At 44.2% G+C, this 16082-nt stretch carries 10 protein-coding genes; all 10 read right to left on the bottom strand.

What is annotated here, in order from left to right; translation table 11 throughout:
• Window positions 1-4 precede the first annotated feature (4 nt).
• The 10 genes from OQE68_RS11305 to atpA all read right to left on the bottom strand — a co-directional run bounded on the left by OQE68_RS11305 (window position 5) and on the right by atpA (window position 16066).
• Complete coding sequence (locus OQE68_RS11305; protein ID WP_180566655.1) at window positions 5-1492, bottom strand: class I SAM-dependent DNA methyltransferase; 1488 nt, start codon at window positions 1490-1492, stop codon at window positions 5-7.
• A complete protein-coding gene (locus OQE68_RS11300; protein ID WP_180566654.1) occupies window positions 1492-3057 on the bottom strand; it encodes an RNA/DNA-binding domain-containing protein in 1566 nt (521 codons plus the stop codon). Before OQE68_RS11300 ends, OQE68_RS11305 begins: the two co-directional genes overlap by 1 nt.
• Window positions 3054-4688 (bottom strand): restriction endonuclease subunit S, encoded by a 1635-nt coding sequence (locus OQE68_RS11295; RefSeq protein ID WP_180566653.1) that lies wholly within the window; start codon window positions 4686-4688, stop codon window positions 3054-3056. The genes OQE68_RS11300 and OQE68_RS11295 overlap by 4 nt, the downstream gene beginning before the upstream one ends.
• Window positions 4688-7510 carry a type I restriction endonuclease subunit R gene (locus OQE68_RS11290; RefSeq protein WP_219339889.1) on the bottom strand — a complete coding sequence of 941 codons (2823 nt, stop codon included), beginning with the start codon at window positions 7508-7510 and terminating at the stop codon, window positions 4688-4690. The genes OQE68_RS11295 and OQE68_RS11290 overlap by 1 nt, the downstream gene beginning before the upstream one ends.
• Before the next feature lie 449 nt (window positions 7511-7959).
• Complete coding sequence (gene glmS / locus OQE68_RS11285) at window positions 7960-9792, bottom strand: glutamine--fructose-6-phosphate transaminase (isomerizing) (RefSeq protein ID WP_180566651.1); 1833 nt, start codon at window positions 9790-9792, stop codon at window positions 7960-7962.
• 140 nt (window positions 9793-9932) lie between these two features.
• Window positions 9933-11300, bottom strand: a complete 1368-nt coding sequence (gene glmU / locus OQE68_RS11280; RefSeq protein ID WP_180566650.1) for a bifunctional UDP-N-acetylglucosamine diphosphorylase/glucosamine-1-phosphate N-acetyltransferase GlmU — start codon at window positions 11298-11300, stop codon at window positions 9933-9935.
• Window positions 11301-11458: 158 nt separating this feature from the next.
• A complete protein-coding gene (locus OQE68_RS11275) occupies window positions 11459-11884 on the bottom strand; it encodes a F0F1 ATP synthase subunit epsilon (RefSeq protein WP_180566649.1) in 426 nt (141 codons plus the stop codon).
• A gap of 161 nt (window positions 11885-12045) precedes the next feature.
• Window positions 12046-13425, bottom strand: a complete 1380-nt coding sequence (gene atpD, locus OQE68_RS11270; protein WP_180566648.1) for a F0F1 ATP synthase subunit beta — start codon at window positions 13423-13425, stop codon at window positions 12046-12048.
• A 40-nt stretch (window positions 13426-13465) separates the two neighbouring features.
• A complete protein-coding gene (gene atpG, locus OQE68_RS11265) occupies window positions 13466-14326 on the bottom strand; it encodes a F0F1 ATP synthase subunit gamma (protein ID WP_180566647.1) in 861 nt (286 codons plus the stop codon).
• A 195-nt stretch (window positions 14327-14521) separates the two neighbouring features.
• Entirely contained in the window at window positions 14522-16066 is a 1545-nt protein-coding gene (atpA, locus tag OQE68_RS11260; RefSeq protein ID WP_180566646.1) for a F0F1 ATP synthase subunit alpha, read from the bottom strand.
• Between the last annotated feature and the right edge of the window lie 16 nt (window positions 16067-16082).

Genomic DNA, 16082 nt, shown 5'->3' with positions numbered 1-16082 from the left:
TAAGTTAGTTAGTGTTTAACCCGTTTAGCACTTCCCTAAAACTGTTTAATCCAGCTTCCAGATTTTCGATAATTTCTTCTGCCAAGTCATCTGGCTCAGGTAGATTATCAAGATCTGTTAGGCTTTTGTCTTTCAACCAGAAAATATCTAAGCTGGTTTTATCGCGGGCAATCAGCTCTTCGTAGCTGTATTTGCGCCAACGCCCCTCAGGATTTTTTTCTGGGTGCCAGGTTTGTCTACGGCGGCTGGGGTTTGTAGGGTTATAACATTTAATAAAGTCTGTAAGGTCCTCAAAACGCATGGGTTTCTTTTTGAGAGTATGGTGAATATTAGTGCGGTAATCATAAAACCAAACATTTTTCGTCCACGCTTTTGGGCTGGCTGGTTGGTTGTCAAAAAACAGTACGTTCGCCTTTACACCGTTAGCATAGAAAATGCCGGTAGGTAAACGCAAAATGGTATGTAGGGTGGTATTTTCCAGCAGCTTTTTACGAATCGTTTCTCCTGCTCCCCCTTCAAATAGCACATTATCTGGTACAACAATGGCAGCTTTTCCTGTGGTTTTAAGCATACTGCGAATATGCTGGACAAAGTTCAGCTGTTTATTAGAAGTTGTAGCCCAAAAATCTTGGCGGTTATAGGTAAGTTCTTCCGACTCCTGTTCACCTTCTTCATTGGTAAAGCTCATCGAGCTTTTCTTACCAAAGGGGGGATTCGCTAACACATAATCCACATTAGTTGAACTTGCTGCAATTAGTGCATCGTTAGGTGAAATTAAACTTTCGCCGTCAATCTCACCAATGTTATGTAGGAACATATTCATTAGGCATAGACGACGAGTGTTGGCTACAATTTCATTACCATGGAAAGTATTGTGCTTTAGAAATAACTTCTGGCTTTTGTCGAGATGATAGTTTTCAGTATTTGTTAAAAAGTCATACGCTGCTAGAAAAAATCCACCTGTACCGCAGGAGGGGTCAGCAATGGTTTTTCCTGGCTCAGGGCGAACGCATTCTACGATGGCTCGAATTAATGACCGTGGTGTAAAGTATTGGCCCGCACCGGATTTAGTATCTTCTGCATTCTTTTCCAATAAGCCTTCATAAATGTCGCCTTTTACGTCAGCGCCCATCATTACCCATTGGGTACCATCGATCATGTCAATTAATCGAGAAAGCTTGGCTGGGTCCTGAATTTTGTTTTGTGCTTTGGTGAAAATCTGCCCCAACATCCCTTTCTTTTTTCCTAGTGCCCGCAGAAGCTCAACATAATGCACTTCCAACTCTGCACCTTTTTTGCTGGCGAGAGTTTGCCACTGGTATTTTTTGGGAATACCAACATCACGATTGTATGGGGGCTTAGCATACTCATCTGCCATTTTGAGGAAGATGAGATAAGTAAGCTGCTCCAAGTAATCACCATAGCCTACGCCGTCATCACGCAGTGTGGTACAAAAGCTCCACACACGGGAGATAATCGAAGCTGTATTCATTATGAATTCTCCAAAGACTCAAGCAGGGCTTTGCCTTCTGCTGTCAGATAATAACGTTGCTTACTGCTACGAGGCTTTTCTGGCACTGTCATAGCGATATACCCTGCCTCAATAGCTGGCAATAGAAAGGCTTTTCGGAAGTGTTCAGCATCTTTCAGCCTCATTGCAGACTGCAACTCAAAACGGCTCATTTCACCAGCTAGTGCGCGACATAAACGAACTTCCGGGGTAACTTCCGGGGTAACTTCCGGGGTAACTTCCGGGGTAACTTCAATGACTTGTTCGCTCCCAATAAAACCAGCATGTACAGGCAGTCGAATTAGGAAATAACTACGGTCTTCGTCAGTTTCAAATGAAGGTGTTGGAGAGCCATTCTGCGTTATAACCCGCAAAATTTTGGGAATGCCAGTGGAGCGACCTTCGGTTAAGTCCAGCTCTTTTAAAAACTCACCAATTCGTCGGTTACGATAGCGACGACTTACCGCTTTTCCTGCTCTAAGCGCATCAAGTTGTATTGACCTGTCTGGTCCTGGAAAGCTCAACACCATTAACTCATCTGAGGTAATTCTAACCTCAATAGGTTCACGAATTTCGTAAGAGCGATGATAAACCGCGTTCACCACAGCTTCTTCAACTGCAGCTAAAGGGAAGTTCCAAAAACGTTCTGCTTCAGGTTTATCGGCATGCTTAACGACCCTTTCTTTCAGGTAGTTGCGCTCAATAAAGCTCAGTGCATCGCGGGTAATGCGACCAAGTGGGCCTCGAAACTCTTTTTCTTCAAAGCGGTCGCCACCTGCACCTTCGGGAAAGTAAACAACATCTATTTGAGTAGCAGGGAAAAATTGCTCAGGTTGCTCATTAAAAAACAATAAACCTACATTTTTGGGGAATAAAGCTTCGGGTGGACCACCAGCCAGGTTCATACGTTTCGCCAGTTGCTCAATAGGCATATCTACTGCGGAGCGCGCCAATTCGCTGCCCACTTCGGCCAGAAACTCACGCACCAAGTGTGGAGATAAGTCACTCAGGTTAGCGGTTTGCCGATAACGGTCATCAAAAGGTACGGATGCTGCCAGGCTCATCAGTTCCCGTTCATCGTCACCAAGCGCTTTTACTGTGCTGGTGTGTTTGCGTAGGTAATAAGCCCAGTCGGACTTTTTGTTACTTAAACTCGTTTTTGCTTTATAAGGACGTGACTCACCGCCCGGCGCCCACAACACCAAAATAGTTTTACCCTGAATTTCATAGGTTGCAGTTAAAGGGTGATAGTGAGGTGCAATTGCTGAGTGCCCTAAATTGAGAAGCTCTTTTTGAATAGCATCAATTTGTTCTGGTAATAGGCCAGCAGGCGGGCGCTCTTTAGATATTTTTTGGGGCTGACCATTTTCTTCAGCCACCCCAATTAGCACATAACCACCACCGAGGTTATGAAAATCATTAGCAAAGGCACAGAGGGTATGGAGAATCGATTCAGGGTTCCAGCCTTCTTTATATTCAATACGCTCGCTTTCAACGGTACGTTGATAAAGCAGGTCATCAATATTAATTGGCAGCTTAGGCATCATACAGCAGCCCCTTCGACTTTTTTGCTGCCTTTTCTAGTGCGCTTTACTGCGGGCTTTTTCTTGGTGTTTTTGGCCTTTTCCTGTTCCGCTCCTTTTTCCGCTTTGATACGTGCTAGTAATTCTCTGGCGGGTTCGTCGTTTGGGTCTTGGGGGACCAGTTGACCGGAGAATGCTTTTTTTAGGATGGATTGGCGTAGGGTTTCGGCTTTCAATAGTTGTGACTCAATATCTTTTTCAGTTTTTTCAATTGTCTCAAAAGCACGCTCAATCAAGCCAGCAATAACCCTTTGTTCTTCAAATGGAGGATATGGAAGAACCAAAGTCTTAAATCTATCGACGCTTATTTTTTTTTGAGCAACACCTTTAGTAATTAAGCCAAGCTGTTTTTTAATGAAATTAGAGTTAATACAGTGTTTGTAAAAATACCTATCTGCATAGTCCTCGAAGACACGAAACTTGAGGCAATCTGCTGTTAACACGGCTGTTGGCTCAGTTTCAGGGTAAATATCACAATCTCCAGGAGGATCTCCCATCTTCGTTATCACTAAGTCCAATGGGTGGACTTGGTGGGCGTGAAGCTCAGCAGCTTTTTCAAAATCAACATATTTAAGATCATCAACATAGTTTTTCCTCGTAATATTTCTTACGAATATTAGAGGCACGCCAGACTCTCGATAATCTACAACTTTTAGATTACTCCCAAAGGGGCCAATCCCTATTGAATAAGGCTCGGGGGAAACTAAGTGCCCAGGATGAATCCAAAACCATTCATTTGGGATGTTAGACACATCTAAGTCATCAACACATGGTAGCTCAGGAAATGAGAGTGTCCTTGGCTTCCCCGGTTTTTTCCCTTCCTTACCATTTTCTTCCCACTCTTTTACTGCCTGTTTCCAATCATCCATCTGCTGTTGATAACGGGCTTCACGCTCTTGTTGGATTCGAGCTAAGAGCTGTTCCGGTGTTTCTAATTTATCTTTATTTTCCTCGCGCCATTTGGCAGTAAGCTTGCCTTCAAAGGTATGTTTAAGCACCGCCTGCCGGTAAACTTTAAGTTGTTCACGGGCCGTTTTAAGGGCTGCAATGCCGTTATCCAGTTCGGAAAAGAGTTCTTCGATTTTAGCAACGATGCGTTTTTGTTCGTTTAGGGAGGGAAGTGGTAATGGAATGTCACCAACTGACTTAGAAGATAAATGTTTTACTGTTACAGATGAAGTTTCAGCATTAATTGCCTTCAAGTAAGGCTGCAAACAGATAAAGAAAAACTTTTCATCAAAATGATAGGTTGTAAGCGAAACTCTGCATACACGTTGATTTAATAATGCATCTGGTCCTTGCCATCTAGCAGCTGTAAAGTCACCATCCATCCCTATTAAAATATCGCCTTTTTGTACAACAAAACTGGCCTCATATTCACCTGTGTATCGATGTTCAGTACAATCTTTTGTAATATCCCTAATCCTTATCAAAGGTATCCCTAAGTAGCGATCAAAATACTTTGATTTAAATGCGAATCCATTTTGTACACTTGCAACATCTGATAGTGACACACGTTCCCAGTGACTGGCTTTCGTAAGCAGCTGATATTCTTTTTTATCAACAATTTCTTGTGGTGTTAAACCTAATGCCATTACGCCACCAATTCCCGATTTAACTCATCAATTACCCAGTCCATCCGATCACCAAATAACTGAACCATACGACCCAAGCCGCCTTGAGCATCAAAAGGTGCCATTTCCAGGTCATCGCGCTCGAAATGAAAAGAGCTGGCAATATGGTCGCGAATTAAATGCAACCAAGCCATTTGCTGTTCATTAAATTTGGTGCTATCGCCAGCGTGATACTTCATAACCCATTCCTGAAAGTTTTTTCTTACCGTGCCGCTAAAGGTGTTGATTTCTGTGTCGATACCGCAAACACGGCGGACTAACCCTACCAGTGCAGTCAATTCAGTTAAAGGGTTTTCACCTTGATAATTATCTAAATGGGCATAGGCTTGCCAGATACGGAGTGGTGCCAATTTAGGTCGATCTTGTTTTATTTTTTCCAGCAGCGTTTTAATTTGGGGGTATGTGACTTCGCTACGTCGAGCCGGGGTTTTGAAGTAGATGGTTAGCGCATCGATTTCATCAGCTTGCTCCTGTAAATAGTCAGCAAACTCTTGAGTTAAGGCATTTGCATTTTCAGTGGTTTCCCCTGCCCATTCGGCTTTTAATACGGTGTCTAAATCATCATGAACAATGGTTTGCTCGACATCTCGGCGAATACTGTCAATCAGTTCAATCAATTCACCATTAAAAATATTTGCCACTTGGCTCACCAACTCTTTTTGGGCTTGTTCGCGAGCAGCATTACCTGGGTCAGTACCTACGGGTTGGCCAGCAATCTCTAGTGCTTTTTGTTCCACAAGATCACCGTCAATGGCATTAAAGAGCTGACCAACAATTGTCAACAATGGCGTACCGCCTGCTTTTTCAGCCAGTCGTGCACGTTGTTTGTCGTCTAGTTGCTTATCCAAACGGGCTAAGCGCCCAGCAAGTGATGAAACGGTGTCGCTATCACTAGCTCCCATCATCACCCCCATAGCGAGATCTTTTATCGGTACGCTGGGTTTGGTAATCAATGGTCGGCTGGGAGTTTTTACTGACTTGGTGACGCCAATGGCATCCACAATCACATAGTGGGTTTTGGCGCTTTGTGCAGAGGGGGTGACTTTCTGCAGGTTGTCTTTATCCAGCGTACGGGTGCCGCGGCCTTTCATCTGCTCAAAGTAATTTTTGCTTTTAACATCCCGCAGAAACAGCAGACACTCCAGTGCTTTCACATCAGTACCGGTTGCAATCATATCCACGGTGACTGCAACACGGGGATGATAGTCATTACGGAATTGTGCTAACACGGACTTGGGGTCTTCCCCTTTCTCAATGATATTGCCGTCTGTATCCTGTTTGTTTTTTTTAACTCGATAGGTCACCTTTTTACAAAATTGGTTGCTCTCACCAAACTCTTCCCGCATGGTTTGAATAATGTCGTCAGCATGGCTGTCGGTTTTAGCGAAAATGAGGGTCTTCGGTATTTCAAATTTCCCTTCAAAATAGCGACCAGGAAAAATAGTTGGCAATGCGTCTTTGAAGGCACGAATAACAGTGCGAATTTGATCTGGATTGACAATGTCGCGGTCAAGTTGTTTTGCACTGTAGGCTTCGTCTTCATCCTGGGTTTCCCAACGCTTATGTCGGGTTAAACGCTCGCGCTTCTCTACTTGTTGCTTTGCCTCGATCTTACCGCCTTGTTTGGTTTTCTCTGTTTCTATCACAAAGACTTCGTTACCCACGTTAACACCATCAGCTACGGCTTTTTCATGATCATATTCACTGACGATATTTTTACGGAAAAAACCATAAGTTCGATTATCGGGGGTGGCGGTTAATCCCACTAAATAGGCATCAAAATATTCCACTACCTGTCGCCATAAGTTGTAGATAGAGCGATGACACTCATCGATGATAATGACATCAAAAAATTCGGGTGGAATTTTTGCGTTGTAAACTACCGGCAAGGGGATTTTGGGTTTTGTTATTTGCTCGGCAGGGTTTTGTTCTTCCTGCTTTTCATCAAGTGGTTCATCTTTTAAAATAGAATACATCCGTTGTATGGTGCTGATGTATACTTGCGCATCTTTGGCAATATATTGGCTTTTCAAGCGCTGAACGGTATAGAGCTCGGTGAACTTACGGTTGTCATCATTGGGAGTAAAACGCATAAATTCCTGTTCAGCCTGCTCTCCTAGGTTTTTGGTATCCACTAAAAACAAAATGCGGTTTGCTCTCACAGGCTCTTTTAGTAGGCGATAGCTTGCCGTAATGGCGGTAAACGTTTTACCAGAACCTGTGGCCATTTGTATCAATGCACGAGGTTTATCTTGCTGCAGCGATTTTTCCAGGTTGGTAATTGCATTAATTTGACAATCTCGCAATCCATCTGTGTTGAGAGGCGGCAAATCCTGCAAACGACCTCTAAAGCTGTTTGAAGCCTGTAGCCAGCCGGCTAAGGTTTCTGGTCGATGAAAGTTGAATACTTCACGAGAACGAGGAGATGGGTCTAAACCATTAGTAAACCGAGTAATCACGCCAGTGCTTTCATACACAAATGACAGCGGTGTGCTGTTATTTACCCATTTCAAAGCCGCTTTAGCATAGCCTTGAGACTGCTCTTCTACGGTAGTAATCTTCTCGCCCCAGGTTGCTGGTTTAGCCTCAATAACACCTACAGCCTGTTTATCAACAAACAATACATAGTCAGCAGGGCCAATATTGGTCTGGTATTCACGTACTGCTACACCCAATGACGTGGAAAGGTTAATTTTCTTTTTGTCCTGCACTACCCAACCAGCCTTTTCAAGTAGGCTATCAATTTTATCGCGGGCTTTTTGTTCTGGGCTTTGATTTACCATGTTCATTTCCTTGATACTACGGCTGGTCTAGGTTAATCCTATAGAGTGCCTGTTTAGGTGACTAGTCAAAATGACAGTTATGCTACAAGATAAGTATTGACAGTCAATGTACTATAAGGCAAAAGTAGTAAAGATGGTCTTGGCTCAAGCTGAAGACTTTATGAACTCAATCAACGATTGACTGCAGTGCTGCTATTTTTTGGGCTTTGATGGATTAATATCAGTTTAAAGCTACTGATTTGAAGGCAAGCTGATGACATCAATCTATATTCTGCGAAGAATGGCCAAACCCTTGGGGAAATACCAAAGAGCTGGCTTTAACGGTGCGGGTATGGAGTTTTTACCCATAAAAAAAGGCCGGAAGCTGTTTAACACAGCATACCCAGGCCTTTTCTTCAGTAACATACTTATTTGTTTACCGACAAAAAACTCGTTGGCAGGTAGCAAAATTATTCGACAGTCACCGACTTCGCCAAATTCCTTGGTTGATCCACATCAGTTCCTTTAATAATTGCTACATAATAAGACAGTAGTTGCAAAGGAACGGTGTAGATGATGGGGGCGATGACTTCGGGGACGTCTTCCAAATGCATCACTTTTACGCCTTCAGAATTTGATAGCTTAGTGTGGGTGTCGGCAAATACGTAAAGTAGTCCACCGCGGGCGCGGACTTCTTCCATATTGGATTTTAATTTTTCCAATAATTCATTATTAGGTGCTACGACTACCACGGGCATATCAGTATCAATTAATGCTAATGGACCGTGTTTTAATTCACCTGCTGCATAGGCTTCTGCATGAATGTAGGAGATTTCTTTTAATTTTAATGCTCCTTCCATAGCAATTGGGTATTGGTTGCCGCGACCTAGGAATAAACTGTGGTGTTTTTCGCTGAATTCTTCAGCCAAGTGCTCGATGTCATTACTCAGCTGCAAAACATGGTTAATCTTATTAGGGACTTCTTTTAAGGCTTTAACTATTTCGGCTTCTTGCTCTTTTGACAAGCCTTTTTGTTTAGCTATAGAAGTAACTAGCATTAATAATGCGACGAGCTGTGTTGTAAAAGCTTTCGTTGATGCAACACCAATTTCAGCGCCCGCTCTAGTCATGAAGGACAGGTCGGATTCTCTAACTAATGAAGAGCCAGGTACGTTGCAAATAGAAAGAGAAGCCATATAGCCTGTTTCTTTGGCTAAACGTAGTGCGGCTAAAGTATCTGCGGTTTCACCTGACTGGGAAATAGTGACAAACAAGCAGTTTTTCGGCACAAACGATTTGCGGTAGCGGAATTCTGAAGCAATTTCGATATTACATTGAATACCAGCAATTTCTTCAAACCAGTAGCGAGCTACCATTCCTGCATGATAGCTGGTTCCACAGGCAATAATTTGTACAGCTTCTGTTTTACTAAATAACTCTTTGGCATTGGGGCCAAAACTTTCTTCGATGATTTGTTTTTCGTTTAACCGCCCTTCAAGAGTGTTATTAATGGCATCCGGTTGTTCATGAATTTCTTTTAACATGAAATGGCGGTATTTACCTTTATCGCCGGCATCATGTTCAACTGAGCTTTCAGAAATTTCTCGTTCTACTTTATCGCCTTTGGCGTTATATACTTGAACGGATTGGCGAGAGATTTCAACCACATCGCCTTCTTCTAAAAACATAAAACGACGAGTAACAGGTAATAATGCCAGCTGGTCTGAAGCAACAAAGTTTTCACCAATACCTAAACCAATCACTAATGGGCTACCAGAACGAGCAGCAATTGCACGACTTGGGTCGCGACGGTCGATTACCATCATGCCGTAGGCACCATCCAATTGATGAACGGCTCTTTTGACGGCATCCAGTAAATTACCGTTTGATTTCAGTTCATGATGAATCAAGTGGGCAATGACTTCAGTATCTGTATCTGATGTAAACTCGTAACCACTTTGTACCAGGTAGTTTCTTAAAATTTCATGATTTTCAATAATACCGTTGTGAACAACAGCAATATCATCACCTGAAAAGTGGGGGTGGGCGTTACGTTCACTCGGCTCTCCATGGGTTGCCCAACGAGTATGGGCAATACCGGTGCCACCAGTTAAAGGCTCCAAACTTAAAGCATCAGCCAGCTCTGCTACTTTACCTAACCGCCGAATTCGTTTTAGTTGGCTTTCATTGTCAATTATTGCAACACCAGCAGAGTCATAACCACGGTACTCTAAGCGGCGTAAGCCTTCCACCAATATATCTGCTACATCACGTTGCGCTACTGCACCAACAATTCCACACATAGTTGAGTTCCTTTAATTTAAACTCTTTCCTACCAACAAAATAATCTGCTTACTGTATAGCCAGTCGTGAAAGTATACCGAACCAAGTCCCTTCTCCCCTATGAGGGTGTCGCGAAAGGGGTAAAGGTAATTCACGAAGACTAAGATTTTTTGGTGGGCCGCTGCCATCCCCCTAAGTTCGTTTGGCGGGCTCTACCGATTGCTAACTCATTCGCTGGCACATTTTTGGTGATGGTCGATCCTGCGCCAGTTGTAGCACCTTGGCTAACTGTGACAGGTGCTACCAGTGAGGTATTGGAGCCAATAAACACGTTGTCTTCAATCGTGGTTTTAAATTTGTTAGCACCATCGTAATTGCAGGTGATCGTGCCTGCACCAATATTAACGCCAGCCCCAACTTCTGCGTCACCTACATAGCTAAGGTGATTCACTTTACTACCAGCACCAATGGTGGTTTTTTTAGTTTCTACAAAGTTACCGACTTTCGCTTTTTCGGCTAGCTCTGTTCCTGGTCTAAGCCGAGCAAAGGGGCCGATATCGCAATTGTCGTGTACGACAGAATCTTCGATGATGGAGTTGGCCTTTACTATTGTATTTGAGCCAATCTGGCAGTCTTTTAGAATACAGTTGGGTTCAATGGTGACATTGTCGCTAAGTGTTACGTTACCTTCGAATACTGCATTAACGTCAATGATGACATCTTTGCCAACGGTCACTTCACCACGGATATCAACACGATTAGGGTCTCTTAAGGTTGCGCCTGCTATCATCAATGCTTCTGCTAGTTGTTGCTGATACCAACGCTCTAGTTTGGCGAGTTGTACTTTATTGTTCACCCCTTCCACTTCCTGCTCGCAAGTCGGGTGGACGGCAGTAATAGTCATTCCATCCGCCACAGCCATGGCGACAATATCGGTCAAGTAATACTCACCTTGAGCATTGTCATTAGATAATTTAGGCAACCACCGTTGTAGTTTTTCAGAGTTGACCGCCATGATGCCCGTGTTTATTTCGTTAATTGCCAGCTGCTCTGAGGAGGCATCTTTATGCTCAACAATAGCCGTAATTTTCTCTTCACTGTTGCGTACAATACGACCATAGCCGGTTGCATCTGCAAGAGTAACTGTTAATAAGGCAAAGCCTGTTTGCTGTGCTGCATTGATCAGTTGCTGTATTGTTTCTTGTTTAAGTAACGGCACATCGCCGTATAAAATCAGCACCAGGTCAGAGCTAGCAACATGTTCTATCGCTTGGTGGACAGCATGGCCGGTGCCAAGTTGCTGCTCCTGTAATACCCAACTGACTGGATAGTTGCTTAGTGTTGATTTAACTTGCTCACTACCATGGCCAATCACTACATGCGTTTCACTCTCAGTGACTGCTTGTTGAGCTGCTTCTATCACATGGGCCAGCATAGGTTTTTTGGCAATTTCATGAAGTACCTTGGGTAGGTTTGACTTCATGCGTGTACCTTGGCCTGCAGCCAGAATAACTGTATCTACCTTCATGGTCTTTCTATCCAAATCCGACAGTTATTAAGTATATATACTCTTCGCGAATAGTTTTTTTGCTTTGACTATAGCGAAGGTGAAAAAATTATTCGCGAAGGGTATAAAACTAAAAAAGGGCAGCGATATGCTACCCTTTTTCGGTATTGAAATATTCTCTAGCGGCCCAATTTCCTGCGAATTTGTTCCAATGTGCGAAGTTGTGCCACAGCTTCAGCAAGTTGAGCTTTTGCACGAAAGTAGTCAAATTCACTGCTTTTATCAACCATCAGCTGTTCAGCTTCTTTTTTGGCTTTTAAAGCGGAGGCTTCGTCTACATCATCAGCGCGTATAGCATGGTCTGCTAATACTTTAATCTCGCTTGGCTGTACTTCTAAATATCCACCAGATAGGTAGAATATTTCTTCTTCGCCATTTTGCTTAATTACCCGGATAGGGCCAGGCTTAAGATTTGTCAGCAGAGGTGCATGGCCAGGCGCAATACCTAAATCACCTAGTTGCCCTGGGGCAATCACCATTTCCACTAAGCCAGAAAAAACTGCGGTTTCGGCGCTGACTATATCGCAATGCACTGTAATTGCCATTGTTGTTTGCCTCGCTGGCTTGAGGGAGTGTTATTAAAGTACAACATGTAGTTTGTGTCCTTTTTTACCCTCTCTCTGAATGACGTCACAACGATAAGGTTGCTTTTAACTTGTAACTAAAAATAGTTTGTTGCTAAAGAGGCAACCTTACCGCTGTTGTTTTATTTCATTGATTTAGCTTTTTCTGCAGCTTCATCAATTGAACCGACCATATAGAACGCTTGTTCTGGCAGGTCGTCAAATTCGCCATTCAGAATGCCTTTGAAGCCACGAATTGTTTCTTTTAGTGGTACATACTTACCTGGAGAGCCGGTAAATACTTCTGCCACGAAGAATGGCTGTGACAAGAACCGCTGGATCTTACGAGCACGGGAAACGGTTAGCTTGTCTTCTTCAGAAAGCTCGTCCATACCCAAGATAGCGATAATATCTTTCAGCTCTTTATAGCGCTGTAATACTGCCTGAACACCACGAGCTACCTCATAGTGCTCTTGACCGATTACTAATGGGTCAAGCTGACGAGAAGTTGAGTCAAGTGGGTCGATCGCAGGATAGATACCTAACTCAGCAATTTGACGTGATAATACAACAGTCGCATCCAAGTGAGCGAATGTGGTTGCAGGAGATGGGTCAGTCAAGTCATCCGCAGGTACGTATACCGCCTGAATAGAGGTAATAGAGCCTGTCTTGGTTGATGTGATCCGTTCCTGAAGAACACCCATCTCTTCAGCTAGTGTAGGCTGATAACCTACCGCAGAAGGCATCCGGCCTAAGAGTGCTGATACCTCAGTACCTGCCAAGGTGTAACGATAGATGTTGTCAACGAACAGCAGTACGTCACGACCTTCATCACGGAATTTCTCCGCCATGGTCAAACCAGTCAGGGCAACCCGTAAACGGTTTCCTGGTGGCTCGTTCATCTGGCCATATACCAGTGATACTTTGTCAAGTACGTTGGACTCTTTCATCTCATGATAGAAGTCGTTACCTTCCCGTGTCCGCTCACCGACACCGGCGAATACAGAGTAACCACTGTGCTCAATCGCAATGTTACGAATAAGCTCCATCATGTTTACGGTTTTACCTACACCAGCACCACCGAACAGACCAACTTTACCACCCTTAGCGAATGGGCAAACCAAGTCGATTACTTTAATACCGGTTTCTAGCAACTCATTCGTTGCCGCTTGGTCAGCAAACTTAGGTGCTTCACGGTGAATAGCCGAGCGCTCTTTCTCACCAATTGGACCCGCTTCGTCAATGGGGTTACCCAAGACATCCATGATCCGACCTAAGGTTTCTTTACCTACTGGCACAGCAATTGGTGCACCAGTGTTATTAACATTTAAGCCACGGCTCAACCCTTCAGTTGAACCCATTGCAATAGAACGTACAACGCCATCACCTAGCTGTTGTTGCACCTCAAGTGTGGTTTCTTTGCCCTCAACATTAAGAGCATCATACACTTTAGGTACAGAGTCGCGAGGGAATTCCACGTCGATAACGGCGCCGATAATTTGTACGATACGTCCGCTACTCATAGCTGGTTCCTCTACCAATCTTAATGAACCTGTTTAACCGTTAAACAGCGGCAGCGCCGCCCACGATCTCTGAAATTTCCTGGGTAATTGCCGCTTGACGGGCTTTGTTATACACCAGTTGCAGCTCACCAATCAGCTCACCTGCGTTATCAGTTGCACTCTTCATGGCAACCATTCGAGCAGCTTGCTCACAGGCATTATTTTCTACGACTGCTTGATAAACTTGTGATTCGATATAGCGAATCAATAACCCATCCAACAACTCTTTAGCATCAGGCTCATAAATATAATCCCAGTGATGCTTTAAAGCTTTATCTTCAATTGGCTTTAAAGGTAAGAGCTGCTCAGTATGCGGCTTTTGTGTCATGGTATTGACGAACTGATTGTATACCAGGAATAACCGGTCGATTTTGCCTTCGTCATATGCATCAAGCATGATTTTTACACCACCGACTAAGTCAGATGGCGTTGGCGCATCGCCCAGACCGTTTATTAACGCTTCGATATTTCCACCAAAATGGCGGAAAAACGCTCCTGCTTTGTTTCCTACTAAACACAGATCGACTTCTACACCTTTGTCATCCCATGCTTTCATCTCATTGACGGTTTTCTTGAATAAGTTGATATTCAAGCCACCGCAAAGGCCACGATCAGTGGAAACTACAATAAACCCAACTCGCTTTACTTCGCGGTCAGTCATGTAGGCATGGCGATACTCTGGTGTCGAGTTGGCGATATGGCCAACAACTTCACGGATCCGCAAAGCATAAGGGCGGCTGTGTTGCATCCGGTCCTGGGCTTTACGCATCTTACTAGCGGCCACCATTTCCATGGCGCTGGTAATTTTTTGCGTGTTTTTGATACTCGCAATCTGTGTGCGAATCTCTTTTCCGACTGCCATGTAGCACCTATTTCAGGTTAGTGACACAGTAAACATGTCAGCTTTGCAGCAGTAAGCTAACCTTCGCGAATGAACTTTATGGTTTGTTGTCTTCATTCTTCATCCCAGTCACTTATTTTAATAAGCTCCTAAGATTCATCACTTGACGGCCGCCCCTAAAGCCCATTCGCTGTGATTATCCTAGATTAACAAGGCTTACCAGGTTTGAGTCGCTTTAAACTTCTCAATCCCTTCCTTCAGGCCTTTCTCGATTTCATCGCTGTAGCCGCCAGTCTCGTTGATTTCTTTCATTAGATCAGCCTGTTCGCTGTTCATGTAAGAAATCAACGCGGCTTCAAAGTCACCGACTTTCTTCAGCTCAACATCTTCGAGGAAACCTTTGTCTGCTGCATACAGGCTGACCGCCATCTCGGCAACACTCATCGGTGAGTATTGCTTTTGCTTCATTAACTCAGTAACACGCTGACCGTGCTCCAATTGTTTACGGGTTGCTTCATCCAAGTCAGAAGCAAACTGAGAGAATGCTGCCAATTCACGGTACTGGGCTAGCGCTAGACGAATACCGCCACCAAGCTTCTTGATGACTTTAGTTTGCGCTGCACCACCTACCCGAGATACGGACAGACCTGCGTTAATTGCTGGTCGGATACCTGAGTTAAACAAGCTTGTTTCCAGGAAGATCTGACCATCTGTGATCGAAATTACGTTAGTAGGAACGAATGCAGATACGTCACCGGCCTGTGTTTCAATGATTGGCAAAGCAGTCAATGAGCCTGTTTTACCTTTCACTTTTCCGTCAGTGAATTTTTCTACGTATTCAGCATTTACCCTAGCGGCACGCTCAAGTAAGCGAGAGTGCAAGTAGAAAACGTCACCAGGATACGCTTCACGTCCAGGTGGACGACGAAGCAATAATGAAATCTGACGATAAGCCCAAGCTTGCTTGGTCAAGTCATCATAAACAATCAGTGCATCTTCACCGTTATCACGGAAATATTCACCCATTGAACAGCCAGCAAATGGAGCCAGGAACTGCATTGCTGCAGGATCGGCTGCACCAGCGGCAACAACGATGGTGTGGTCCATGGCACCATGTTCTTCTAATTTGCGAACAACGTTAGCAATAGAAGACTGCTTCTGACCGATGGCAACGTAGATACACTTAATGCCAGTGCCTTTTTGGTTGATGATGGCATCAATCGCTACGGCAGACTTACCAATTTGGCGGTCACCGATAATCAGCTCACGCTGACCACGACCGATAGGCACCATCGAGTCAATCGCTTTCAAACCAGTTTGCACTGGCTGGTCTACTGATTGACGGCTGATAACACCTGGCGCTACTTTTTCGACTGGTGAAGTTAAATCAGTATCCAGAGGACCTTTGCCATCAATTGGGTTACCCAGTGCGTCTACCACACGGCCCAACAGTTGGTTGCCAACGGGCACCTCTAAGATACGACCCGTACATTTGGCGGTTTGGCCTTCGGCCAAATCCTGATAACCACCTAAAACAACGGCACCAACTGAGTCTCTTTCCAGGTTTAAGGCCATGCCATAAACACTGCCTGGAAACTCAATCATTTCACCGTACATTACGTCAGCTAACCCGTGAATACGGACGATACCATCGGATACGCTGACGATTGTGCCCTCATTACGGGCATCAGAGCTAACATCGAGCTTGTCGATGCGCTGTTTTATAATATCGCTGATTTCTGATGGATTTAGTTGCTGCATGCTCTGCCCCTTTAAA

The sequence above is a fragment of the Spartinivicinus marinus genome (genome assembly GCF_026309355.1).
GTDB classification, from domain to species: domain Bacteria; phylum Pseudomonadota; class Gammaproteobacteria; order Pseudomonadales; family Zooshikellaceae; genus Spartinivicinus; species Spartinivicinus marinus.
Note: the sequence above shows the minus strand (reverse complement) of the source record. Positions and strands in the feature narration are given on the sequence as shown.

What these genes read in the sequence shown, in the direction of transcription:
- OQE68_RS11305 (WP_180566655.1), bottom strand. Translation starts at nt 1,492, where the DNA reads ATGAATACAGCTTCGATTATCTCCCGTGTGTGGAGCTTTTGTACCACA.
- OQE68_RS11300 (WP_180566654.1), bottom strand. Translation starts at nt 3,057, where the DNA reads ATGATGCCTAAGCTGCCAATTAATATTGATGACCTGCTTTATCAACGT.
- OQE68_RS11295 (WP_180566653.1), bottom strand. Translation starts at nt 4,688, where the DNA reads ATGGCATTAGGTTTAACACCACAAGAAATTGTTGATAAAAAAGAATAT.
- OQE68_RS11290 (WP_219339889.1), bottom strand. Translation starts at nt 7,510, where the DNA reads ATGGTAAATCAAAGCCCAGAACAAAAAGCCCGCGATAAAATTGATAGC.
- glmS (WP_180566651.1), bottom strand. Translation starts at nt 9,792, where the DNA reads ATGTGTGGAATTGTTGGTGCAGTAGCGCAACGTGATGTAGCAGATATA.
- glmU (WP_180566650.1), bottom strand. Translation starts at nt 11,300, where the DNA reads ATGAAGGTAGATACAGTTATTCTGGCTGCAGGCCAAGGTACACGCATG.
- OQE68_RS11275 (WP_180566649.1), bottom strand. Translation starts at nt 11,884, where the DNA reads ATGGCAATTACAGTGCATTGCGATATAGTCAGCGCCGAAACCGCAGTT.
- atpD (WP_180566648.1), bottom strand. Translation starts at nt 13,425, where the DNA reads ATGAGTAGCGGACGTATCGTACAAATTATCGGCGCCGTTATCGACGTG.
- atpG (WP_180566647.1), bottom strand. Translation starts at nt 14,326, where the DNA reads ATGGCAGTCGGAAAAGAGATTCGCACACAGATTGCGAGTATCAAAAAC.
- atpA (WP_180566646.1), bottom strand. Translation starts at nt 16,066, where the DNA reads ATGCAGCAACTAAATCCATCAGAAATCAGCGATATTATAAAACAGCGC.